The organism is Proteus sp. G2618, from assembly GCF_009915995.1.
In the GTDB taxonomy this organism is placed as follows: Bacteria; Pseudomonadota; Gammaproteobacteria; order Enterobacterales; family Enterobacteriaceae; genus Proteus; species Proteus terrae.
Genome location: NZ_JAABNI010000023.1, coordinates 352,427 through 375,980 on the forward strand (window position 1 = coordinate 352,427; position 23,554 = coordinate 375,980).

At 39.1% G+C, this 23,554-nt stretch carries 19 protein-coding genes; 13 read left to right on the top strand and 6 right to left on the bottom strand.

Annotated features, from left to right (window positions below; genetic code table 11):
- Positions 1-187: 187 nt before the first annotated feature.
- From GWJ01_RS13660 to GWJ01_RS13675, 4 genes are all read right to left on the bottom strand, one after another.
- Entirely contained in the window at positions 188-391 is a 204-nt protein-coding gene (locus GWJ01_RS13660) for an HHA domain-containing protein (RefSeq protein ID WP_006535062.1), read from the bottom strand.
- Between the two features lie 45 nt (positions 392-436).
- Entirely contained in the window at positions 437-799 is a 363-nt protein-coding gene (gene tomB, locus GWJ01_RS13665; protein WP_109393261.1) for an Hha toxicity modulator TomB, read from the bottom strand.
- A gap of 642 nt (positions 800-1,441) precedes the next feature.
- Positions 1,442-4,591, bottom strand: a complete 3,150-nt coding sequence (locus tag GWJ01_RS13670; protein ID WP_161711198.1) for an efflux RND transporter permease subunit — start codon at positions 4,589-4,591, stop codon at positions 1,442-1,444.
- Between the two features lie 14 nt (positions 4,592-4,605).
- Complete coding sequence (locus tag GWJ01_RS13675; protein WP_109401298.1) at positions 4,606-5,799, bottom strand: efflux RND transporter periplasmic adaptor subunit; 1,194 nt, start codon at positions 5,797-5,799, stop codon at positions 4,606-4,608.
- A gap of 124 nt (positions 5,800-5,923) precedes the next feature.
- Between GWJ01_RS13675 and acrR the strand changes: the two genes are divergently transcribed.
- From acrR to mscK, 3 genes are all read left to right on the top strand, one after another.
- Positions 5,924-6,568 (top strand): multidrug efflux transporter transcriptional repressor AcrR, encoded by a 645-nt coding sequence (gene acrR, locus GWJ01_RS13680; protein ID WP_109393263.1) that lies wholly within the window; start codon positions 5,924-5,926, stop codon positions 6,566-6,568.
- A gap of 28 nt (positions 6,569-6,596) precedes the next feature.
- A complete protein-coding gene (locus GWJ01_RS13685; RefSeq protein ID WP_023580846.1) occupies positions 6,597-6,950 on the top strand; it encodes a DsrE/DsrF/TusD sulfur relay family protein in 354 nt (117 codons plus the stop codon).
- Between the two features lie 126 nt (positions 6,951-7,076).
- Complete coding sequence (mscK, locus tag GWJ01_RS13690) at positions 7,077-10,499, top strand: mechanosensitive channel MscK (RefSeq protein ID WP_109393264.1); 3,423 nt, start codon at positions 7,077-7,079, stop codon at positions 10,497-10,499.
- Here the strand turns inward: mscK and rsmS are convergent, their stop codons facing one another.
- Together rsmS and priC are read right to left on the bottom strand one after the other, a co-directional pair.
- Positions 10,500-10,664: a pleiotropic regulatory protein RsmS gene (gene rsmS / locus GWJ01_RS13695; protein WP_109393265.1), complete on the bottom strand. Its 165-nt coding sequence runs from the start codon at positions 10,662-10,664 to the stop codon at positions 10,500-10,502.
- Positions 10,665-10,675: 11 nt separating this feature from the next.
- Positions 10,676-11,218: a primosomal replication protein PriC gene (gene priC / locus GWJ01_RS13700; protein ID WP_098941091.1), complete on the bottom strand. Its 543-nt coding sequence runs from the start codon at positions 11,216-11,218 to the stop codon at positions 10,676-10,678.
- 137 nt (positions 11,219-11,355) lie between these two features.
- Between priC and apt the strand changes: the two genes are divergently transcribed.
- The 10 genes from apt (at position 11,356) to GWJ01_RS13750 (ending at position 23,538) form a co-directional block, all read left to right on the top strand.
- Entirely contained in the window at positions 11,356-11,907 is a 552-nt protein-coding gene (apt, locus tag GWJ01_RS13705; RefSeq protein ID WP_036911661.1) for an adenine phosphoribosyltransferase, read from the top strand.
- 253 nt (positions 11,908-12,160) lie between these two features.
- Positions 12,161-14,134: a DNA polymerase III subunit gamma/tau gene (dnaX, locus tag GWJ01_RS13710; RefSeq protein WP_109401296.1), complete on the top strand. Its 1,974-nt coding sequence runs from the start codon at positions 12,161-12,163 to the stop codon at positions 14,132-14,134.
- 54 nt (positions 14,135-14,188) lie between these two features.
- Positions 14,189-14,518, top strand: a complete 330-nt coding sequence (locus tag GWJ01_RS13715) for a YbaB/EbfC family nucleoid-associated protein (RefSeq protein ID WP_023580840.1) — start codon at positions 14,189-14,191, stop codon at positions 14,516-14,518.
- Positions 14,518-15,123: a recombination mediator RecR gene (gene recR / locus GWJ01_RS13720; RefSeq protein ID WP_069368552.1), complete on the top strand. Its 606-nt coding sequence runs from the start codon at positions 14,518-14,520 to the stop codon at positions 15,121-15,123. Before GWJ01_RS13715 ends, recR begins: the two co-directional genes overlap by 1 nt.
- 244 nt (positions 15,124-15,367) lie before the next feature.
- The gene (locus GWJ01_RS13725) at positions 15,368-16,036 is read left to right on the top strand and encodes a vWA domain-containing protein (protein ID WP_227336451.1); all 669 of its coding nucleotides are present in this window, start codon (positions 15,368-15,370) and stop codon (positions 16,034-16,036) included.
- Positions 16,036-16,791: a PP2C family serine/threonine-protein phosphatase gene (locus GWJ01_RS13730; protein ID WP_161711199.1), complete on the top strand. Its 756-nt coding sequence runs from the start codon at positions 16,036-16,038 to the stop codon at positions 16,789-16,791. The genes GWJ01_RS13725 and GWJ01_RS13730 overlap by 1 nt, the downstream gene beginning before the upstream one ends.
- A gap of 17 nt (positions 16,792-16,808) precedes the next feature.
- Positions 16,809-18,260, top strand: a complete 1,452-nt coding sequence (locus GWJ01_RS13735) for a DNA-binding protein (RefSeq protein WP_161711200.1) — start codon at positions 16,809-16,811, stop codon at positions 18,258-18,260.
- 15 nt (positions 18,261-18,275) lie between these two features.
- On the top strand, positions 18,276-20,783 hold the full coding sequence (locus GWJ01_RS13740) for a TonB family protein (RefSeq protein WP_109401292.1): 2,508 nt from the start codon (positions 18,276-18,278) through the stop codon (positions 20,781-20,783).
- A gap of 336 nt (positions 20,784-21,119) precedes the next feature.
- Positions 21,120-23,270 carry a carbon starvation CstA family protein gene (locus GWJ01_RS13745; protein WP_109393270.1) on the top strand — a complete coding sequence of 717 codons (2,151 nt, stop codon included), beginning with the start codon at positions 21,120-21,122 and terminating at the stop codon, positions 23,268-23,270.
- Positions 23,271-23,331: 61 nt separating this feature from the next.
- Complete coding sequence (locus tag GWJ01_RS13750) at positions 23,332-23,538, top strand: YbdD/YjiX family protein (protein WP_004245057.1); 207 nt, start codon at positions 23,332-23,334, stop codon at positions 23,536-23,538.
- Positions 23,539-23,554 lie beyond the last annotated feature (16 nt).

Below are 23,554 nucleotides of genomic sequence, written 5' to 3' on the forward strand. Positions count from 1 at the left end.
AATGGAAGGAATATTCGGGTAAAGCAATGCAGTCATGCCGTAATAAGTCAACGGCATGATGGTGTGTAATCATTCTACTGATAAGAAAACGTGAATAAAACGATATCTAAATTAAGCAATAATAACCCTACTACTATAAAAAATAAAAATAGCAAAAATAAAGCTAAGGTAATTAAATAGAACTAGATTATCTTACAAATTTCCAAACAGACGCTGGGATTTTATCATATAGCTTATTCATTGTGAGTTCGGCTAAACGGTGGTCTGCGGCTGAATAAAACAGCTCCAGTTCATCATCAGATAATTCATATTTGTTTTTTTCAATCACACGCTCTAATGTTTCGATTGAAGTACATTTTCTTAAACGCATTAGATAGTCTGTCTTAGTCATGTTGTCTTTTCTCTATTATTAAAATAAAACTAAAGATAATTAAATTTACTTAATATAACTTTTTGGGTTTTTGGCAATGAGAGTTAAAAGTGACAAGTTTAACTCTTTCCAATTATTGATATCTGAGTAAGAAATTGATGTATTACCAAATAAACGATAAGTCTCTTCAAGGTACTCATCTATAAGCGTATTAATGGCATGTTTATCTGGGTATTTAATCTTAAATTTCCAACTAAAGTCCATAATGTGTTCAATTAGGACATTAAGGTCAACGCTTTTTGTGCTACTCAGATCGTTGTGCCAAACTGTGCTACCTTTATCTAATGAGCCTAAAGCTTGCTGCAATAGCTCTTCACATAAAAATGACAATTCAGCTAAATCTACTTTTTCTGGTGAATATTCGTCCATAACATATCGTAATTGAATTAATAGAAAATATTCATTAATAATGATAAATACTTAAAATTGAACTTATTAACGAGAGACATCACATAATTCATTAATGGATTAATAAAAAAACATAAACTTGAAAATGGGTGTTTATATTTACTCATATGCTAAAAGAGTTTAATAGTTATATTTATTATTTCTAACAAAGTAATAGCATATCAAAAGATAATACTAAGCACTCAATTGCACTCTAATGAGTTTAAAATTTATACAATAAGTATTTCTTTGCTTAATATAGCACTATTATTGCATAAGTCACTATCTGAACAACAGAATTTTGTCTATTTTCGTAAAAATCAATAAATCTCAATTAAAGAGTGTTTTTCTTAACGTAATGATTGTCTTTGTTTTTATTATGATTTGAATGTTTAAGCGTGCAATAGAGGCATAATTATCGCTGTTATTTATAAATAACAGAACTGTTTAATTTTGACAAAAAGTCACATATAAGAAAAAAAATAAAATAAATTTATTGATTAAAGAGATATTTCCTAAAAATAATATAATGAGATAAGTTTTCATTTAAAACAAGACATCAATAGATAAAGAAAAAGGTCGCTTTCGCGACCTTTTTGGCATTCTCACTCAAATTCATTCAAATTAGTGTGAATGATTTGGATGCTCTAAATCTTCATTTTTCTTCGCGAATCGTCTACGGATCACGACGAAGAAAATAGGAACGAAGTAGATAGCAAGGGAAGTTGCGGCAATCATACCACCAAATACACCTGTACCTACGGAGTTCTGAGCACCAGAACCTGCGCCGTTACTTAATACCAGAGGAATAACCCCTAACATAAAGGCCAATGAAGTCATTAGAATTGGACGTAGACGCATTCTTACGGAGTCTAACGTTGCTTCTATGAGTCCTTTGCCTTCTTTCTCCATCAGATCTTTGGCGAATTCAACAATTAATATTGCGTTTTTCGCCGATAACCCAATGGTTGTTAAGAGCCCAACCTTAAAGTAAACGTCGTTTTCAAGACCTCTGAGTGATGTTAATGCAAGCGCACCGATAACACCCAGTGGAACGACTAACATAACTGAGAACGGTACTGACCAGCTTTCATAAAGAGCAGCAAGGCAAAGGAATACGACTATCAAGGAAATGGTATACAGCGCTGGAGCCTGGTTACCTGATAAACGTTCTTGATATGACATTCCTGTCCATTCATAGCCGATACCGCTTGGTAATTTACTGGCGAGATCTTCCATCATCAGCATTGCGTCACCACTACTTTGACCTGGTGTTGCACTACCTTGAATTTGAACTGCTGGTAAACCGTTATAACGCTCTAAACGAGGAGAACCGTATAACCAAGGATCTTTACTTGTATCAATGAATGATGAGAATGGAACCATCTGACCGACATTGTTACGAACATAAAGATTACCAATATCTTGTGGCAACATGCGGAATTGTGATTCAGCTTGAACGTAAACTTTCTTAACACGACCACGGTCGATAAAGTCGTTAACGTAACTACCACCAAACATGGTACCTAATGTTGAATAGATATCGCTAATTGCAACACCTTGAGCTTGTGCTTTCTCTAGGTCAATATATAGACGATACTGTGATGTATCTTCCTGACCATTAGGACGCACACCCATTAACATTTCAGGCTGTTGCGCTGCCATTCCGAGTAATTGATTTCGAGCTTCCATGAGTTTATCGTGACCGAGGTTGGCTTTATCCACTAACTCGAATTCGAAACCACCCGCAGAACCTAACTCAACAATTGCTGGAATATTAAATGAGTAAACAAAGGCTTCCTTAATTTGGGATAATGCCATATTGGCACGCCCTACAATTGCCGGAACTTTGTCTTCATCTGCTTTACGCTCACTCCAATCATTCAATACAACGAAGACTAGGCCCATATTTTGCCCTTGACCACCGAAGCCGAAGCCACTTACGATAAAGACAGATTTAACGAGCTCTTTTTCATCGGTATTGAAGTAGTCATTTACTCTTTCCAGAACGTCTTGTGTTTGTTCTTGTGTTGAACCCGCAGGTAACTGAACCATTGTCAGTAATACCCCTTGGTCTTCTTCGGGTAAGAACGATGCAGGTAAGCGAATAAACATTAACGCCATACCAGCCACTAATAAAACGTAAATTAATAAGTAACGACCAGTACCACGAAGTGTACGGGATACGCTGTCAGTATAGTGATGACTACTCTTTTCAAAGGTACGGTTAAACCAACCAAAGAAACCAGTTTGCACACCATGACTACCTTTCGGTACAGGTTTTAACATCGTTGCACAAAGTGCAGGTGTTAAAATCAAGGCAACGAAAACAGACAGCACCATTGCTGATACGATAGTGATAGAGAACTGGCGATAAATCGCACCAGTTGAACCACCAAAGAATGCCATTGGAATAAATACCGCTGAAAGCACTAGGGCGATACCGACCAGAGCACTTTGGATTTGTCCCATAGATTTACGTGTTGCTTCTTTAGGTGATAAACCTTCTTCTTGCATAACACGTTCGACGTTTTCTACCACAACGATGGCGTCATCCACCAGAAGCCCGATGGCAAGCACCATCGCAAACATCGTCAAGGTATTTATCGAATAACCAAACGCCGAGAGTATGGCGAAAGTACCTAACAATACAACAGGTACTGCAATTGTTGGGATTAACGTAGCACGGAAGTTCTGTAAGAACAGATACATAACTACGAATACCAGCATGATGGCTTCAATAAGCGTTTTTACCACTTCGAAAATAGAGATCTTAACGAATGGCGTTGTATCATAAGGATAAACGACCTCTAATCCCGCAGGGAAGAACGGTTCCATTTCAGCTAATGCAGCACGTACAGCTGTCGCGGTATCTAATGCGTTAGCTCCTGTTGCTAACTTAATACCAATACCAGAAGCAGGTAGGCCATTAAAGCGAGCAATAGTGCTGTAGTTTTCAGCCCCCATTTCAACAATACCCAGATCTTTTAGCTTAACCTGCGAACCGTCAGTGTTGACTTTCATCAGGATGTCGCCAAATTGCTCTGCGGTATTAAGTCGAGTTTGAGCAATAATAGATACGTTTAAACGCTGACCAGGAACAGGAGGTGTGCCCCCTAATTGACCCGCAGCCACTTGGTTATTTTGCGCTCTAATTGCACCAATAACGTCAAGTGTTGTCATGTTATATTTCACCAATTTATCTGGATCTAACCAAATACGCATTGCGTATTGGGTACCAAATAACTGGGTTTCACCCACACCGGTTACACGGCTTAACGGGTCTTTAATCGTTGCACCCACATAGTCTGCAATATCATCTTGTGACATTGAACCGTCACTTGAGATGAATCCTGCAACCATCAAGAATGAACTTGAGGATTTATCAACACTAATCCCTTGTTGTTGCACTTCCTGAGGTAATAACGGCATGGCAAGTTGCAGTTTATTCTGCACCTGTACTTGCGCGATATCAGGGTCAGTACCTGCTTCAAAGGTCAGAGTGATATTCATCATACCTGCTGAGTCACTGGTCGCAGACATATACACCATGTTATCGATACCATTCATATTCTGTTCGATAACTTGGGTAACGGTGTTCTGCACGGTGGTGGCGTCAGCACCAGGATAAACCGCAGAGATAGAAATCGCTGGCGGCGCAATCGTTGGATACTGGGCAACAGGCAGTTTGATGAGTGCCAGAAGACCTGCGAGCATGGTAATTATCGCAATTACCCACGCAAATATCGGTCTATCTATAAAAAACTTAGGCATGGATCACCGACTCCTTATTGAGGATTCTTAGCTGGCTCAGTTTGTTCAGGTGATGGCTTTGCATCTAAATTCTCTTCTTGAGGCGTTACTGTCATTTTTGGTTTTGCTTTTTGCAATCCAGAAACGATAACGCGATCACCAGCCTGAACACCATTATTAACGAGCCATTTATTACCAACAGCTTGTGACACTTCGATGGTACGAACTTCAACAACGTTGTCTTTATTAACAATCATTGCTGTTGCATCACCACGGGCTGTACGAATCACAGCTTGTTGTGGGATCAAAACTGCATTTTGGCGAATACCATTTTCTAACTTAGTACGAACAAACATACCTGGTAATAATTCCCCATTTGGGTTAGGTACGATAGCACGCATAGTAATTGAGCCTGTTGTCTCATCAACAGTCACATCAGAAAATTCTAAATGACCTTTCTGTGCGTAAGCTTGCCCATTAGTCAGTGTTAAATGAACAACAGGTTTGCCTTGCTCTTGACGAATAACGCCACTTTCAATTTCATTTTTGAGTTTCAGGTAATCTTCACTCGACTGTGTCACATTGACGTAAATCGGATCGATTTGCTGAACAGTTGTCAGCGCGACTTGTTGACCTGGAGCGACAAGGGCGCCTTCAGTCACCGTTGATTTACCCGAACGACCTGAAATTGGAGCCGTTACTTTCGTATATTCAAGATTAATCTTTGCCGTTGTGACAGCTGCTTCGCCCGCTCTAACAGCAGCGACAGCTTGTGCATACTGAGAAGTTGCGGTATCAAAATCTTGTTTACTGACATAGTTTGTACCCAGCAGAGGCTTATAACGCTCCACAGTGAGACGAGCTATTTCAGCATTAGCTTTAGCTTTCGCTAGTTCAGCTTGCGCACTATTTAAAGTTGCTTCAAACATAGCTGGGTCGATTTGGTACAAAGATGTACCTGCTTCTACATAGCTACCTTCGGTGTAATTGCGTTTTAAAATAATGCCGCCAACTTGAGGACGAACTTCAGCAATACGGAAGGCTGATGTACGACCAGGTAAATCAGTTGTGATTGTCAGAGCTTGCGCCCCTAAAGTCACAACACCGACAGCCGGTGCAGGAGGTGGACCCCCAGCAGACTGTTTAGCTTTGTCGTCACATCCAGCAAGAACCAAGCTGCCTGATAGCACTAACAGAGCCAGAGGCAAAACCCCTCTGTTTTTTCGCATAAGAAAACCTCTATTCAAACGTTGTTTCCCGGGATAAAAATAATTAAGTTGATGATTGGTTGCGATGTATAGTACAAACATACATGAATGTATGTAAATTAACTTCAGTCAAAATCGAGGATTAATGGCACGAAAAACTAAACGGCAGGCACAAGAAACAAAACAGCAGATTATTGATGCTGCACTTAGGTTGTTTACTGTGCAAGGCGTTTCTGCCACATCACTTTCAGATATTGCATCCGCGGCAGGTGTTACCCGTGGCGCAATATATTGGCACTTTAAAAATAAAGTGGATTTATTTACTGAAGCGTGCGAACTCACCGACTTAAAAATAGAATCTTTAGAAATAGAGTATCAAACAAAATACCCAGATGATCCACTATTTGTATTAAGAGAATTGCTTATTTACATATTGACATCAATTGTAGAAGATCCCAAACATAATGCACTTTTAGAAATATATTTCCATAAATGCGAATTTGTCGGTGAAATGACACCAATTGTTGAAATTCGCAGAGAATTGTGTGCAGCCGATTACTCCAGAATAGAACAGTCTTTATCTCGTTGTATTGAAAAAAAACAACTTCCTGCCGACCTTAACTTAAGAAGATCCGCCATCATGTTAAGAGCAATGATGACAGGTCTTGCCGAAAACTGGTTATTTTCACCAGAAAGTTTTTCTATCAAAGATGAATGTCAATATTTGGTTGATAGCTTTATTGATATGATAAAGCACAGCGCAAATATGAGAATATCAGTGCCATCTTAATTTATTATTAAATTTGAGGAAGATGTTTATGAGTAAAGTATTAGTTATTGCTAACGGTGCAGCTTATGGTAATGAATCATTATTTAATGCACTGCGTTTATCAATAACATTAAAAGAACAGCATCCAGAAACTGAATTAAATATTTTTTTAATGTCAGACGCTGTGACTGGGGCTTTAGCTCGTCAACAACCTAAAGAAGGTTATAACTTACAGCAAATGTTGGAAATTCTAACTGCCCAGAACGTTCCAGTTAAACTCTGTAAAACATGTACAGATACTCGTGGTATCAGTGATTTACCACTTGTTGATGGTGCAGAATTAGGCACATTAGTAGATTTAGCTCAGTGGACATTAGACGCTGATAAAATACTGACTTTCTGATCACCATTTCGTTTTCTCAGGCGAGAAACAAATCAAGCAACTTGTGCTGTTTACACTGCCAATTTGAAGCAATTGGATTATAATAATAAACAGTTTTTCAATATTAATTGAACAAGTTGCTTAACCATGCGTACTCAAACTTTTTTTTCTCAGTTCAATAATCGAATAATGACGATTATCTTCGCCACGATTATTATGTTTATTTTTTTGAGTTTCTCAACCACCTCTGTTTTAGCTGCGACACCTAGTAATTTACCTACCCAAGAAAGTATTCAAAATCAGCTTAATTTATTAAACAAACGTAGTGAGTTAAGTGCTGAAGATAAATTAACGATTGCTGACTTTGAACAATCGCTCTTATTACTTGATAACATTCAACAGTTAGAAAAAAAATTAGCAAGTTATGATAAAAACGTAGAGCAATTACCTGAAAAACTGCGTAATGCACAATATCAACTTAATCAGTTAAAACAGAAAGTCGCTAATAAAGAAGCGGAAGACTATCAAAAATCACTAGAAGCATTACCGTTAGCAACGTTAGAGTCACAATTAGAGACTGTCTTACAATCATTACAAAAAGCGCAAGATGATTTAGCAAATTACAGCAATGAACTTATTGTGTTACAAACACAACCAGAAAGGGCGCAATCTGTTTTATTTAATAACTCAGAAAGACTGCAACAAATAAGAACATTATTGAATAAAAGCAGTGCAGATAAAGCGCAAATGCGACCTTCTGCAGTACAATTATTACAATTAGAACAATATTACCTTCAACAACAGAATAATTATCAAAAACGTACCTTACAATCTAATGTACAGTTGCAAAGTTTATTACAGCTTCAACGTGATTATAGTTCTGCTTACATTGATCTTTCCCAAGAACATGCTCAACTCATTCAAGATGAGATTAGTGATAAGCGTTTAGACAGTTCAGAAGAAACGGCGAAAGAAGCGCAAAGTACAGGACTTGAAAATCAAGCGATTAATAGTAATCCTTTTTATTTAGCGCAAACAGAAATTAATAAACGTCTTAGTGATAAGCTGATTGTTACAACGCAAAATAATAATGAGTTAAACAGCCATAGTCTAATGGTCAAAAATCGTTTAGACAGAGCTATTCAATCTGAACGAAATTTAAAAGAACAAATTGATGTGCTTAAAGGAAGCTTATTGCTTTCTCGTATTTTATTTGAAGAGCAGGTCGATTTACCTGATGGTATTTTCATTAATAATCTGCCGGATAAAATTGCAGACTTACGTTTAGAGCAGTTTGAAATAAACAAACAACGCGATCAGATAATACAGCCAAGTATTTATATTGACCAGTTGATGCATGAATACCAAGCTACTCATCCTGAAGTAACAGATCCCAATGCACAAAAAGAGCTGCGTAGTGCGTTAGAATTACTTGTTGATGCTCGACGTGAATTGCTTGATAAGCTCAATAATCAATTGGGTAATCAAATCTCGGGTTCGATTAACCTACAAATGGATCAACAGCAATTACGCAGTGTGGTGAGTTCTCTTGAAAATACATTGGCTCAGCAAATTTTCTGGGTAAGCAGTAATAAGCCAATTAATCTCAATTGGTTCTCAACATTTCCTGCTCAGGCAGTTGCTGAGTTTCAAGGTTTTAAACTTAATTGGTCAAATGAAAATCTGCTGATCGGGGCTAAGAAATCACTTCCTGTTCTTATCGCACTAATTTTGTTCGGTTCAATACTGATTTGGCAACGTAAGAAACTCGATACCCAGTTTGAAAAACTCAATGGGGATATTAATAAACTCAATAAAGATTCCCAGTTACATACCCCACTCGCGCTGGGAATTGTCTTTCTAAAAACATTACCGTTATCTTGTTTCGTCTTAGCAATAGGATATTGGCTAATCAATAGCTTTAATGTGCAACAAGAATTTATCTGGTCTTTCGCTTGGCAATTTGCGGTATTTTGGTTGATGTTTGAATGGTCTTATCGCTTAATGTCTGACGATGGTGTTGCTGTAAAACATTTCAAAATTCCTATGGAACGAGTCCAACAAAACCGTAAGCGTTTATTGCGACTCTCTCTTCCTATGTTGCCTATTATTTTGCTTTCTGCTTATGGGATTAATAATCCATTATTGCTGGTGGGCGATGTTATTGGGCAGTTGATTGCAATTATTTCACTATTTGGTATTAGCTTATGCGCACTGCCATTTTGCCGTGAAATGTGGCAAGAGAAAGGCAATCATGTTGTTAGAACCGTTGTGATTACCTTATTAACGTTTTCGCCTTTAATTTTAATGGGGCTGGTTATTTTTGGTTATTACTATACGGCGTTACGTTTGGCAAATCGTTGGATCGACAGTTTATATCTGCTTATGTTGTGGTTTATTGCTTACCACGCCAGTTTACGTGGATTAACCGTTGCCGCTAGAAGGCTTGCTTATCGCCGAGCTCTTGAACGTAGACAAGCTATGTTAAAAGAGAAAAAAGAAGGTGAAGATAATAGCCTTGAACCTATTCAAGAACCACCAATGGATATGGAGCAAATCAATCAGCAATCATTAAGACTAACAACGATGATCTTATTTATCATCTTTGCTTCTAGTTTCTATGGAATTTGGTCTGATTTTATTACTGTCTTTACCTATTTAGATGGAATAACGCTCTGGAGTTACAATTTACCAACAGAACTAGGTAATGTTGTTAAGGCAGTTACTGTTGCTGATCTATTATTGTCTGTTTCTATTATGGCAATTTCTTGGTTTATGACGAGAAACTTACCGGGGTTATTAGAAGTATTAATTTTATCTCGCATAAAACTGCAACAAGGTGCTTCTTACGCAATCACAACTATTTTGACCTACATTATTATTGCTATCGGAACCATCGTATCACTGGGAATATTAGGTGTAGCATGGGAAAAATTGCAATGGTTAGCCGCAGCTTTAACGGTTGGTTTAGGGTTCGGTTTACAAGAGATATTTGCAAACTTTGTGTCTGGCTTAATTATCTTATTCGAAAGGCCTGTCAGAATTGGTGATACTGTTACTATTGGTACTTATTCCGGTACAGTTAGCCGAATTCGTATTAGGGCAACGACAGTGACTGACTTTGATCGAAAAGAAGTGATTATTCCAAATAAAGCGTTTGTAACCGAGCGACTTATTAACTGGACATTATCTGATACGGTGACACGTATTATTATTCAAGTGGGCGTTGCTTATGGATCTGATCTTGATAAGGTCAAAGAGATCTTAATGAAAGCCGCTAAAGATAATGTCAGAGTGATGACTGAACCAGAACCTGTGGTGCTATTTACTGAATTTGGGGCAAGTACCCTAAATCATGATTTGCGTTTTTATGTCAGAACATTAGGTGATAGAAGTATTGCAATAGATGAGGTTAACCGTGCTATTGATAAGCTATGTAATGAAAATAATATCAATATCGCGTTTAACCAACTTGATGTCTATTTGCATAATAAACAAGGTGATGAAGTACAAGAGATAAAACGTCCTCTGGATGGCTCAACACCTGAAGCCAATACGCCTTTCGCTTAATTAAATAGATGAATGGGGAGATTGTGTCGCCAATTTTTTTTCATAATCTTGGCGCACAATCTCAAGCGCTTCCAGTGCTGTTTTAGGATCAATATGGTGGCTTTCAAGTAAATAGATAAGATCGACAGCCAATTGAACAGACTCAGGTGCTTCTTTTAAACTCATTGTCACTTCCCCTAAAATTTATCTTCTTGTTTCTCAATGCTCTTTTCGATAGAAAACAAGGCGTTTTTACAGCGTGCAAGGCGATTTTCAAGCGCAGCAATCTCTTTTTGTAACTCTTGTTGCTTTATAAAGCTTTGTGCTTGCGTTAATGAAAGTTCTCTATCTTGGATCATGGATTGTAATCGACGTTCATAATCCTGATGTTGGGCAAGCTTTTGGTATAAATCGACACTTTTTTTTCGTTGAGTAAGCTGGTTCTCTTGCTTTCTTAGTGTTTGTGTCGATAATTCACGAGTTAATGCTTCAATTTGTTGTAGGATTTGTGTGGCCAGAAATTTAACCTGCTGGCTTCGTTGTGCTTCAACACAAGCGATTAACTGGGTAAAATTATCGCGGATCTGTTGCATATAGCCACCAAGGGAATCACTTCGGCGGTGGAACAGTGCTGTGTCGAAGCAAGGTGCTGCAATTTTTTTGTTTGCAATAGGCGCCACTGTTTCGGCAAGATTGTCTATCTGTTTTTTAAACAAGCTTAAAGGATCGGGTTTATTCATCTGGTTCTTGTCCCTGTTTTGATAAAAACATGAATTGACTTAAAGCAACAAAAAAGAGTTGTTAACTGGCTTTCTGTTGCATTTTAACGGCATATTGCATAGATTCTATCGTTTCGTTTTTTATTATGGCACTGATTATGACTGCTAACGCGCAACAACTGCAATTTATTAAAGACAGTATTGAAACCATTCCTGATTATCCAAAAGAAGGGATATTATTCCGTGATATCACTACGTTATTGGATAATCCTGCTGCATATCAGGCAACCATTGATTTATTGGTAGAACACTATCAAGGTCAGGGTATCACTAAAGTTGTGGGTACCGAAGCGCGTGGCTTCTTATTTGGTGCTCCTGTTGCCTTACGCCTAGGTGTTGGTTTTGTTCCTGTTCGTAAAAAAGGTAAATTGCCTCGCGAAACGCTCAGTGAAACTTATGATCTGGAATACGGCACAGATACTTTAGAGATCCACAAAGATAGCATTACGGATCAAGACAAAGTGTTAATGGTTGATGATTTACTGGCAACGGGGGGCACTATTGAAGCAACTGCTCGTCTTATCCGCCGTTTAGGTGGTACTGTGACAGAAGCCGCTTTCATTATCTGCTTACCTGATTTAGGCGGTATCGAACGCTTAGAAAAACAAGGTGTTCACAGCTTTACACTGGTTGATTTTCCAGGACATTAATATCTTCACTGTTTAGAGAAGGGCTTATGAGCTCTTATCGTAAGCACAAGTAAAAGTGCGGGTGTTTATATATCGTTTATAAGTTTTTCTATTTTTATAAATGTATATTGCCCGCACAATTGTTACTTTTTATTTTATCTTCAATTTCTGCTGGTTCTTTCATCAATATCTCATTTGTTTCTTACAAATCTCGCTCAATAGGTCGTCCCTGTGTTAGCATAGAGATAAATCTTGTTCAAATTTAGCGGAATCAATGAGCTATCAGGTACTTGCCCGTAAGTGGCGCCCACAAACTTTTAACGATGTTGTTGGTCAACGTCATGTGTTGACGGCTTTAGCTAATGGTCTTGATCATCAGCGACTTCATCACGCCTATCTTTTTTCTGGCACAAGAGGTGTTGGAAAAACCACTATTGCCCGATTATTTGCCAAAGGGCTTAATTGTGAAACTGGCATTACGAGTAAACCTTGTGGTCAATGTGCAAATTGTCTTGAAATAGAACAAGGGCGTTTTGTCGATTTAATTGAAATCGATGCCGCATCTCGTACTAAGGTAGAAGACACCCGTGAATTGCTTGATAATGTTCAATATGCGCCTGCTCGTGGACGTTTTAAGGTCTACCTAATCGACGAAGTTCACATGCTTTCTCGTCACAGTTTTAATGCGCTATTAAAAACATTAGAAGAACCGCCAGAGCACGTTAAATTCTTATTAGCGACGACCGATCCACAAAAATTACCTGTCACGATTTTATCGCGTTGCTTACAATTTCATCTGCGTGCATTAGATATTGACCAGATTGCAACACAACTCGAAAAAGTGCTTGCAGCTGAGCATATTGAAAATGATGTAAGAGCGCGTCAACTTATTGCGCGTGCCGCTGATGGCAGTATGCGAGATGCATTAAGCTTAACAGACCAAGCTATTGCAAGTGGCGAAGGTGTTGTCAGTGCAGAAGTGGTTAGCCAAATGCTTGGCACGATTGATGATGCTCAGCCTTTAGCATTGATTGAAGCGCTGGCAAAAGCCGATGGTCAACAGGTTATGTCGCTGGTTAATGAAGTTGCTTCAAGAGGTACTGACTGGGAAAATCTCTTGGTTGAAACACTCTCATTACTACATCAAATTGCAATGTTGCAATTATTGCCAAGTGAAGAGGATCCTCAAGCACAATTTACTCAAGAGCGCTTACGTTTATTGGCTAAATCTGTTTCTCCACAAGATTTACAACTCTATTATCAAACCTTATTAGTAGGGCGAAAAGAGCTGGCTTATGCGCCAGATAGACGTATGGGCGTTGAAATGACGCTACTACGTGCGCTTGCTTTTCATCCTAAAACAGTGATTGACGAAATACCTTCTGCGCCATTAGCACAAACGTTACCTTCGGCATCACTGCCTGCGAATAGAATGTCTGAACATTACGCCCCGCAAGTGGCGCAAACGCATTCGTCTCAAATGGCTCACAAACCATCTTCACCAACAGAAAATAGTGCTTCATTAGGCAATAGCCCTGCAGCACAACTTTTAAGAGCAAGGCAGGCAATAAAGGGGACGGAACAACAAACCCCGCCAAAAAAGTCTGAACCGGCGACGCCTAATCGGGCTAAGCCGGCTGCTAGTGCATTAGAGCGGCTAGCAGCCGTGAGTGAAAAACGCCAGCAAGTTGCTAAGCGTCAGACTAATGCGCCTGAAAAAAAGAAAAAAGAAGAGTATCAGTGGCGTCCACAAAACCCTGAATTAATGTCAACGCAAGAGGTTGTTTCTTCACCAAAAGAGCTCAAAGAAGTTCTCGAATATGAAAAAACACCTGAATTAGCAGCAAAAATTGCTAAAGAGTCGCAAGAAAGAGATGCTTGGGCCGCTGAAATTGACAAAATGCCACTGCCTAAATTAGTACAACAACTGGCATTAAATGCGTATAAAGAGACAGTAAGTGAAGAAAACGTTATTTTGCATTTACGAACTAAACAGAAACATTTAAATTCAGCAAATGCGTTACGCACGCTCACTAATGCGTTAAGTGAATTGCATGGAAAAGCAATTTCACTCACAATTATAGAAGATGATGATCCAGCGGTAAAAACACCGTTGGAGTGGCGACAAGCCATTTATGATGAAAAATTGGCGTTATCGCGTCAATCGATTATTACGGATAAAACGATTCAAACATTACAGCAATATTTTGATGCTGAACTGGATGAAGAAAGTATCCGACCTGTTTAATCGCAACATGTTGTATGACTTCATACTGTGTGGCTTTTACAAAGAGAGACAATTATGTTCGGAAAAGGTGGTTTGGGTAATCTGATGAAGCAAGCCCAACAAATGCAAGAAAAAATGCAACAAATGCAAGAAGAGATCGCAAACTTAGAAGTGACCGGTGAATCTGGCGCTGGCTTAGTTAAGATTACTATCAATGGTGCTCATAATTGCCGTCGCGTTGAAATCGATCCTAGCCTGCTAGAAGATGACAAAGAGATGCTGGAAGATCTGATTGCTGCTGCCTTTAATGATGCTGCGCGTCGTATTGATGAAACACAAAAAGAAAGAATGGCCTCTGTTTCTAACGGTATGCAATTACCACCAGGCTTTAAGATGCCATTCTAATGCAAACCAGCCCACTTCTTGAATCATTAATGGAAGCGTTGCGTTGTTTACCCGGTGTCGGGCCTAAATCAGCGCAACGAATGGCTTTCCAACTGCTTCAACGTGATAGAAGCGGTGGTATGCGACTTGCACAAGCACTCACGCGTGCAATGTCTGAAATTGGTCATTGTTGTGATTGCCGAACCTTTACTGAAGAAGAGCGTTGCACCATCTGTGCCAATGTTCGCCGTCAGCAAAATGGGCAAATTTGTGTTGTCGAAAGTCCTGCGGATATTCATGCTATCGAGCAGACAGGGCAGTTTGCGGGGCGATACTTTGTTTTAATGGGGCATTTATCCCCTTTAGATGGTATTGGGCCTATGGATATTGGTTTAGATAGACTTGAAGAACGCTTAAGCCAAGAGACTATTTCAGAAGTGATCTTGGCTACAAACCCGACCGTTGAAGGTGAAGCTACAGCCAATTATATTGCTGAAATTTGTGCTCAGTATGATATTGCTGCTAGCCGAATTGCTCATGGAGTTCCCGTGGGCGGTGAGCTTGAAATGGTCGATGGTACAACGCTTTCGCACTCTATCGCTGGACGCCAAAAAATCCACTATTAACATCATAAATAGTTTATTAAAAAGCACCTTTTTACTTTATGTAATGAGGTGTTTTTTTTCATCTAAAAGCTCGAAAAGTATCTCAGATTTAGCCAAAAACTAGCTTAATGAGCTTTAAGGCAAGATTTTTATTAGATATATCTTTATCTTCAATTTATTGCTTTTTTCTTTCTGATGAATTTCTTGTCTTTATGTTACATTAATCATTATCATGAAAAATAATAACTGAATGATGGAGCATCTTATGATCCCTGACGTAGCCTTGGTTGATAATAGTGAACAAAGAACCCCACTGATCTTAGTATTAGATAGCTCTGGTAGTATGTATGGACAGCCTATTCAACAACTAAATGAAGGCCTTAAGCTACTAGAACAAGAACTAAAAAATGATGTTATTGCGGCAAAACGTGTGCGTATTTTAGTGATTGAATATGGCGGGTATGACCAATGTACAGTTCATGGTGATTGGAAAGATGCAATGGACTTTACGGCACCTGTTTTAGAAGCAAATGGTACAACGCCTATGGGGCAAGCCATTACGCTAGCGCTTGAAGAGATTGAAGCTGAAAAACAGCGCTTTAAACAAGCAGGTGTTGCTTATACTCGTCCTTGGCTGTTTTTAATGTCTGATGGTGTTCCGACAGACCAATGGGAGCAGGCTGCACAGCTTTGCCGCCAAGCCGAAGAAAGTCAAAAAACAGCGGTATTTCCTATAATGGTTGATGGTGCATCAGCGGAAGTCATGGGGAGCTTTAGCCGTAATGGTGTTAATGGTGTGAAAATGCTTAAAGGATTGCAATTTAAAGAATTGTTCTTATGGCTAAGTGCTAGTATGCAGGTGGTTTCTCAATCTACACCGGGTGGCACAGCACAATTACCTTCAACTGATTCTTGGGCGAGTGTACCTGTTTGATGAATGATTGGTTAGCTTATGGGGCATCAGTGACAGGCATAGCCCATCAAGAACGTCAAATTCCCTGTCAGGATGCTTATTTTATTCGTCGCAAAGGTGAATATCTTATTGCTGCGGTTTGTGATGGTGCGGGCTCTTCTCGCTATAGTGAACAAGGTGCTCAGCTTGTTGCTCGGTTATTTACGCTACGAATTACAGAGTGGCCAAATATTGATTTGTTAACTGAAAAACAGATAGCACAAGGGGCTAAGCAACTTATTGAAGATATTCGCCTCCAGCTTGCCGAATATGCAGAAATAAAACAGTGTGCGCTTAATGAATATGCATCAACACTGGTTGCATGTTGGGTTGGTGATGATAGTGGCTATTTGTTCCATCTGGGTGATGGTATTGCTGTGGTGGAATACTGCGATGGTACAAGTTATGTATCACAGCCAGAAAACGGAGAATATGCGAATCAAACTTGGTTTGTGACATCAGATAATTGGGAAGCACACTTACGCGTTATTCCCCTAAATAAACCAGTAAAACAAGTTATTCTGATGTCTGATGGTGTACAGCCTTTTGCTATGAATAAAGCGTGTGATGCCCTTTATGAACCGTTTATTACCCCCGTGATCCGTTATTTAAAAACAGTTTCAGAAGATAGCGGAAGTGAGGCGTTGGCAGGGACTTTAGCTGATCCTCGAACACATTCAATCACAGGTGATGATAAAACCTTAGTTATTTGCATCAGGGATGAAGAGTTGTGGTAAAAGCGAGAAAAAAAGGGATGGCTCAGCCAGTATCTACGCAACTACAAGATGAAAACGGCAAGATTTATCAAATAGGTAATTTGATAAAAAGCGGTGGTGCAGGTAGCGTTAGCCATATTAATAACGCACCTTTCCAAGTTTCAAAAGTTTATCATGACAAAATTGATAAAGCTTATTATCTGAAAAAGATCTCGGCGATGCAGAAATTAGAACCTGCATTAAAGCCTGTCTCTGTTAACAATACTCCTATTATCCAACTCGCATGGCCCCAAGCTCGTTTATACAATAGTCAAAAACAATTTGTTGGCTTTGTGATGCCTGAACTTGATGTCAAAAATACTATTGAATTGGAATACATTCTTCAAGAACGCCAAGCCAAAGCACATGGGTTACCTACGGGAATGGGGGCAAAAGTTAGTCTCGCATATAACCTTTGTTCATTGATTGATGCTTTACATCAACAAGGGCATCGCATTATTGATATGAAACCGCTGAATTTGCGGTTTTATAAATCAAGTTTGTATATGTCTCTTCTAGATTGTGATGGATTTAGTATTCAAGGTGAGAATACACGTTATCCCGCAGGACAATTTACCGTCGAATATTTAGCGCCAGAATTTCAAGCCAAGCAAACTATTCCTGAAGCAGAGGAAGAGTGGCAAGACCGATTTGCCTTAGCGGTAATTATTTTCCAGTTGCTTAATTTTGGTATTCATCCTTTTAGTGGTCGCCCTAAAAACGACACTGTACCTACGGATATTCCAAGGCGTATTGCTGGGCGTTTTTACGGTTATGGTATAAAAGCGCATAATTTAATTACACCTAGTGTGGCGAGTGGACATAAACAATTACCCGATACATTAAGAACACTCTTTGATAAAGCGTTTTCTGGTGCGCCTTCATTAAGACCAAGCGCCAAAACATGGTCTACAGCGCTTTATGAATATGCACAACCTGAAAAGCAGCAAATGTTGGTTTGTCAGAAAGATAAAAACCACCAGCATTTTGCGGGTAAAGCCTGTGCTGCATGTGCAAGACAAGCTCAATTACAACAAGTTGCAACGACTCAAAAACAAAATGAAACGCAACGAGAGCAGGTAGGTAAAACCAGAGTACAAAATGCTACAGTTAGACAAGCGACAAGACGCACAGCTCCGCCTAAACCGCGACAGCCTCCTGCGATTTTTATTGCTATAAAACAAGCAATAAGTAAAGTCCCTAGGGTTATTTTACATACCGCAATTGCCATGTTGGTTCCTGTGATATTTGGATTATTGCTGATGAATTTTATTCCGCAGGGTATAAGTAGTGGGTTAGGCCCCAATTGGGTCTCGGATTTAATCAAAGCGGATTATATTGAACAAATACTAATAACAATGTTGAGTGTGATGTTTTTAATGGTTTCAGCCATTATCTTGTTAGTTATTTTTGTTTTCCCTTCAATGCATATTTTGAAAAGAAAGCCATAGTTTAGGGAAAATAATATGAAAAAAAGAATAAAGCTGATCCTCATTATTATTGGCGTTATAACGTTACTGTTCCCTTTTTGGTTGCCAGCCTTCCTAGTTTCAACCTTTAGCTTGATTGATGGTTTTAATAGTAAAATTCTCCCCGCATCAGTTCGCTTTGATGAGCGTAATTTCTTACTGGGATTATGGCTAGGCTCTCTCATTATGACGATTGTTATGTTATTGCAATCGTGGAGAGCTAAAAATATTTACTATTTATTTGGCGGAGGGCTAGTGCTTTTAATGGCGCTAGGTGTGTCATTTTCGGTGATCCCAAAGAATGAATTAGAAGATCGTCGTCGTTTTGTTTTACAAAATATCGAACAATCTGAATGGCAAAATTTTCATTATTTTGTTGTTAATAGTGAAGATGATATTCGTAAAATTATTCGGTCTAATCAAGCTAAAGCATTGGCATCTATTAACGCTATTGAAAAAGCACGAATAGCTTTACCAGGATTAGATTATTTTAGTGATGATGTGACTGCTGCGACAAAAGCGAAAGAAGCTTATTTAATTCATACAAAAGGAACACCAGAACGTGCGGACGCTTTAAAAACACTCAATTTTTATGGCGACTGGCTATTAAATCAACCTGAGATTATGGTTGCTCAGGCATTAGCTTCCCTTTCAAATAGTCATGATGCTCAATTAACGCAATCAGGTATTAATGTTATTGCTGTTGCCCCCTTATCACCTGAGGCATGGCAAGTTTTAGCATTGACTTATATTGCTCATCGTTCCCCCGATGCTCAGATTGAAAAAGCGATGTTAGCTTTAATGGTAGCCGATACGTTGAAACAGGCTAAGCAAGGGCATAATGATATTTCAGCACAACAATTATTGAAAAAAGCAATTTCAGAGCTTACTGAAAATCAACGGCAGATTTATCAAATATTGCAAGCGCGTGTTATCGAAGATCGTTTTTATCGACAAAACAGTACACCACCAGAAGAAGTCACTAAGCTTGCTAATCAGCGATTACCAGTGAGTAATGCAATTAATAATGATTTAACCACTTATCTTGAAATGCAATCAATGATGGGAAAAGAGTATCCTGGAGAAGTGATTGTTGAATCACCTAATGAAGTGAAAAACTTAACTGAGATCCGTTATCCAACCATCAGAAGATATATCCCCCGCGCAGAGGTTATTTTATCCGTTGATGTTGATCCTCAAGGGCGTATTTCAGGGCTTTGGGTGCAAAACAGTAGTGGTGTTGATGCTTTCGATGATCAAGCTGTGAGTGCTGCTCGTTATTGGCGTTTTATGCCAAATAAAGACGGATATCGCCAACGTGTAACAGTGCGTTTTGAAAGCACTCTCCTTGGTTGGAAAGAGTATGCTGTTAAGCTGCAATCAACATTGATAAAACTGGTTAAAGCTTACGCAAGACAAGAAGCTAAAGGGATAACACTTACCGAAAATGTTTATTCAGAATTGAAAAAACAAGCGCCAGAATTAAACGATGAAAGAGAAGTAACTCGCTCTAGCTATGATCCTTATGCTTCTTATTACCCTAGACTATCGCAAAAACAGCAAGAAAAGCGTGCAACGTTACAAGCAATCTTAAAAGAGTTGCAGACATTGCCTAATGGCGAGAATAATCATGAAAATTGGGATAACAGTATTCGCTTTTTAAATGAAAAACTCGTTATGAATCAAGATAACGATGATGTTGTTAGAATGGTTGCGCGTTTTGAGTTGCAGTATTACAACGTGGGAACTAACAACTTAGCCAGATCACCTAATATTTATCCGCAAGATAAAGAATATTGGCAAACTTTATTATTGAAAGCGCGTACTCATTTTGAACAAGCTATTGCATTAGATCCTGAGCGTGAAGATGTCTGGTTAGGTTGGGGAATAACATGGCTTGATGAAGATCCAGAAATTGCCGCAGGTGCATTTGCGAAAGCTGCACAGCAAAAATCGAAAGAGAGTATTAGTTCTTTAATGCAAATGCTAGAAATGAGAATGGTGATAAATACACTTGAGGGTGCTCGTTTAGAGCGCTATCAAACCTTACGAGCAAGAATGGATATGCGTTATTTACCTGAAGGTGTTGAAGTTAAGCCTTCTGATGATTATCTCAGTGATGACTTAACACAAATTCAGTTAGCTCAACGTGCAATACCGGCATCAGATCCGAATAGCAAAGTTGTTCGTTCATTTTTGAATACCGATAAAATTGAGCAATCAAATCGGACATTTAGTGTTGATTTCTCATCAGCGAATATCAAAGGTAGTAATCAGCCACTACCAAAAGTGAATGCGCCTGACTCCGCACCTAAAACAGGAGATATGATCTTACAACTTGATGTTGATCCTCAAGGTGTTCCTACTGTGGTGTTATTGAAATCTAGTAGTGGAGATATGAGCATAGACGATGCTGTTATTGATGCTGCATATCAATGGCGTTTTAATGGTTCACCTACTCGAAAAGGTAATGTACTTTTGATATCAGTTCAATTTAGCCAATAATTACCATTTAATTAAATAATGTTATAAAAAACCTCCTTTTTTGTTAGAAAAAAGGAGGTTTTCTTCTATTTGGAGATTTTCTAACTTATTGAAAGTCATAAAATTGTTATCTAGATCACAAAAAAATCACCATTTAAAAATAACAGAACCACTTAACTGAGAAAACAGACCGCTTAATTCGTTATACAACCGCTAAGAGATTTAGTCACATCATTCCCGTGTAAGAATTCTTATTATGTATCTGCGGGCAGTTATTTCTCAGATTCGCTCAAATTATTCTCTGCTGTCCCGCATTACTCTTTGGCTGTTCGGTCTTGCCTGAAAAAAAGGTGTCTCATGAACAAAAATGCATTTTTAAAGCACATACCTTGGGTTATTCTCGGGATTATTGGTGCTTTTTGTCTTTCAGTAGTTGCACTTCGCCGTGGTGAACACGTTAGTGCATTATGGATAGTTGTTGCTTCTGTTGCTGTCTATTTAGTTGCTTATCGTTACTATAGTCTTTACATTGCTCAAAAAGTGATGAAATTAGATCCAACAAGAGCGACTCCTTCTGTTGTTAACAATGACGGTTTGAACTATGTTCCTACTAACCGTTATGTTTTATTTGGTCACCACTTTGCAGCGATTGCAGGTGCTGGTCCTTTAGTTGGCCCCGTTCTTGCCGCACAAATGGGGTACTTGCCAGGTACACTTTGGCTATTAGCTGGGGTTGTGCTTGCTGGTGCTGTACAAGACTTTATGGTGCTGTTTATTTCAACACGCCGTAATGGTAATTCACTTGGTGAGATGATAAAGAAAGAGATGGGTCCTATTCCGGGTACTATCGCTTTATTCGGCTGTTTCCTTATCATGATCATCATTCTTGCAGTGCTTGCACTTATCGTTGTTAAAGCATTAGCAGAAAGCCCATGGGGTGTGTTCACTGTTTGTTCAACAGTACCTATTGCCCTGTTTATGGGTATTTACATGCGTTATATTCGCCCAGGTCGTGTTGGCGAAGTGTCTGTTATCGGTATTGTATTACTGATTGCCGCGATTTGGTTTGGTGGTGTTATTGCTAGCGATCCGTACTGGGGACCTGCGTTAACCTTTAAAGATACGACAATTACATTTGGTCTTATTGGTTATGCCTTCATTTCCGCATTACTGCCTGTTTGGTTGATCCTTGCACCTCGTGACTATTTAGCCACTTTCTTAAAAATTGGGGTTATTGTCGGTTTAGCGGTTGGTATTGTTATTCTGAACCCTGAACTGAAAATGCCAGCGATGACTCAATATATCGATGGTACAGGTCCATTATGGAAAGGGGCTTTATTCCCATTCTTATTCATTACTATTGCTTGTGGTGCTGTATCTGGTTTCCACGCACTGATAGCATCGGGTACAACACCTAAACTTATTGCCAATGAGATGGACGCACGTTTCATCGGTTATGGTGCAATGTTAATGGAATCATTCGTTGCAATCATGGCGTTAGTTGCGGCTTCTATTATTGAACCAGGCCTCTATTTTGCAATGAATACTCCACCAGCAGGTTTAGGTATTACTATGCCAAACCTTCATGAGTTAGGTGGTGAGAATACAGCAGTTATAATGGAACAGCTAAAAGATGTTACCGTACATGCTGCTGCAACGGTTAGTTCATGGGGCTTTGTTATTTCGCCTGATGAAATCTTACAAACAGCAAAAGATATTGGTGAGCCTTCTGTATTAAACCGTGCTGGTGGTGCGCCTACCTTAGCTGTTGGTATTGCGATGGTATTCCATAAAATCATTCCTGCTGCGGATATGGGCTTTTGGTATCACTTTGGTATCTTGTTCGAAGCGCTCTTTATTTTAACGGCGTTAGATGCAGGTACACGTTCTGGTCGTTTTATGTTCCAAGACTTGTTAGGTAACTTTATCCCTTATCTGAAGAAAACAGACTCGTTCATTCCAGGTGTTATTGGTACAGCGGGTTGTGTAGGTTTATGGGGATATTTATTATACCAAGGTGTAGTTGACCCATTAGGCGGTGTTAAGAGCTTATGGCCACTGTTTGGGATCTCGAACCAAATGTTAGCAGCGGTTGCTCTGGTGTTAGGTACTGTTATCTTAATTAAGATGAAACGTACTAAGTATATCTGGGTAACGGTTATTCCAGCAGCATGGTTATTAATTTGTACAACATGGGCATTAGGTCTGAAATTACTGAGTGATGACCCACAAATGGAAGGTTTCTTCTATCTAGCAAATGAATACAAAGCGAAGATTTTAGCGGGTGGTGCTGACTTAACAGCTGCAGAAATTACCAATATGAATCATATTGTAATTAATAACTACACTAATGCGGGCTTAAGTATTCTATTCTTAGTGGTTGTTTACAGTATCATTTTCTACGGTTTCCGTACCGCAATGAAAGCACGTAAAAACCCAGAAGCAACTGCACAAGAAACACCTTATGTGCCTATGCCAAAAGATGTAAAAGTGTCCTCAGGTCACTAACTTCAGGTTGATAGGTTAAATCCCCGTACTGGTTTGCCAGTACGGGGCTTAGGAGAAACTTATGTTTGGTAATTTAGGACAAGCTGGAAAATATCTAGGACAAGCAGCACGTATGCTAATAGGTATTCCTGATTACGATAATTATGTGCAACACATGAAAGATAACCATCCAGATAAGCCTGTTATGACCTATAACGAGTTTTTCCGTGAGCGTCAGGAAGCCCGTTATGGCGGTGGTGATGGTAAAGGCGGTTTTCGCTGTTGCTAATGATCCGTAAAGGAGA

Coding starts and splice junctions, on each gene's coding strand:
- GWJ01_RS13750 (WP_004245057.1), top strand. CDS start 23,332: ATGTTTGGTAATTTAGGACAAGCTGGAAAATATCTAGGACAAGCAGCA.
- GWJ01_RS13740 (WP_109401292.1), top strand. CDS start 18,276: ATGAAAAAAAGAATAAAGCTGATCCTCATTATTATTGGCGTTATAACG.
- tomB (WP_109393261.1), bottom strand. CDS start 799: ATGGACGAATATTCACCAGAAAAAGTAGATTTAGCTGAATTGTCATTT.
- GWJ01_RS13725 (WP_227336451.1), top strand. CDS start 15,368: ATGATCCCTGACGTAGCCTTGGTTGATAATAGTGAACAAAGAACCCCA.
- recR (WP_069368552.1), top strand. CDS start 14,518: ATGCAAACCAGCCCACTTCTTGAATCATTAATGGAAGCGTTGCGTTGT.
- rsmS (WP_109393265.1), bottom strand. CDS start 10,664: ATGAGTTTAAAAGAAGCACCTGAGTCTGTTCAATTGGCTGTCGATCTT.
- GWJ01_RS13670 (WP_161711198.1), bottom strand. CDS start 4,591: ATGCCTAAGTTTTTTATAGATAGACCGATATTTGCGTGGGTAATTGCG.
- GWJ01_RS13660 (WP_006535062.1), bottom strand. CDS start 391: ATGACTAAGACAGACTATCTAATGCGTTTAAGAAAATGTACTTCAATC.
- GWJ01_RS13685 (WP_023580846.1), top strand. CDS start 6,597: ATGAGTAAAGTATTAGTTATTGCTAACGGTGCAGCTTATGGTAATGAA.
- dnaX (WP_109401296.1), top strand. CDS start 12,161: ATGAGCTATCAGGTACTTGCCCGTAAGTGGCGCCCACAAACTTTTAAC.
- acrR (WP_109393263.1), top strand. CDS start 5,924: ATGGCACGAAAAACTAAACGGCAGGCACAAGAAACAAAACAGCAGATT.
- priC (WP_098941091.1), bottom strand. CDS start 11,218: ATGAATAAACCCGATCCTTTAAGCTTGTTTAAAAAACAGATAGACAAT.
- GWJ01_RS13675 (WP_109401298.1), bottom strand. CDS start 5,799: ATGCGAAAAAACAGAGGGGTTTTGCCTCTGGCTCTGTTAGTGCTATCA.
- GWJ01_RS13745 (WP_109393270.1), top strand. CDS start 21,120: ATGAACAAAAATGCATTTTTAAAGCACATACCTTGGGTTATTCTCGGG.
- GWJ01_RS13730 (WP_161711199.1), top strand. CDS start 16,036: ATGAATGATTGGTTAGCTTATGGGGCATCAGTGACAGGCATAGCCCAT.
- apt (WP_036911661.1), top strand. CDS start 11,356: ATGACTGCTAACGCGCAACAACTGCAATTTATTAAAGACAGTATTGAA.
- mscK (WP_109393264.1), top strand. CDS start 7,077: ATGCGTACTCAAACTTTTTTTTCTCAGTTCAATAATCGAATAATGACG.
- GWJ01_RS13735 (WP_161711200.1), top strand. CDS start 16,809: ATGGCTCAGCCAGTATCTACGCAACTACAAGATGAAAACGGCAAGATT.
- GWJ01_RS13715 (WP_023580840.1), top strand. CDS start 14,189: ATGTTCGGAAAAGGTGGTTTGGGTAATCTGATGAAGCAAGCCCAACAA.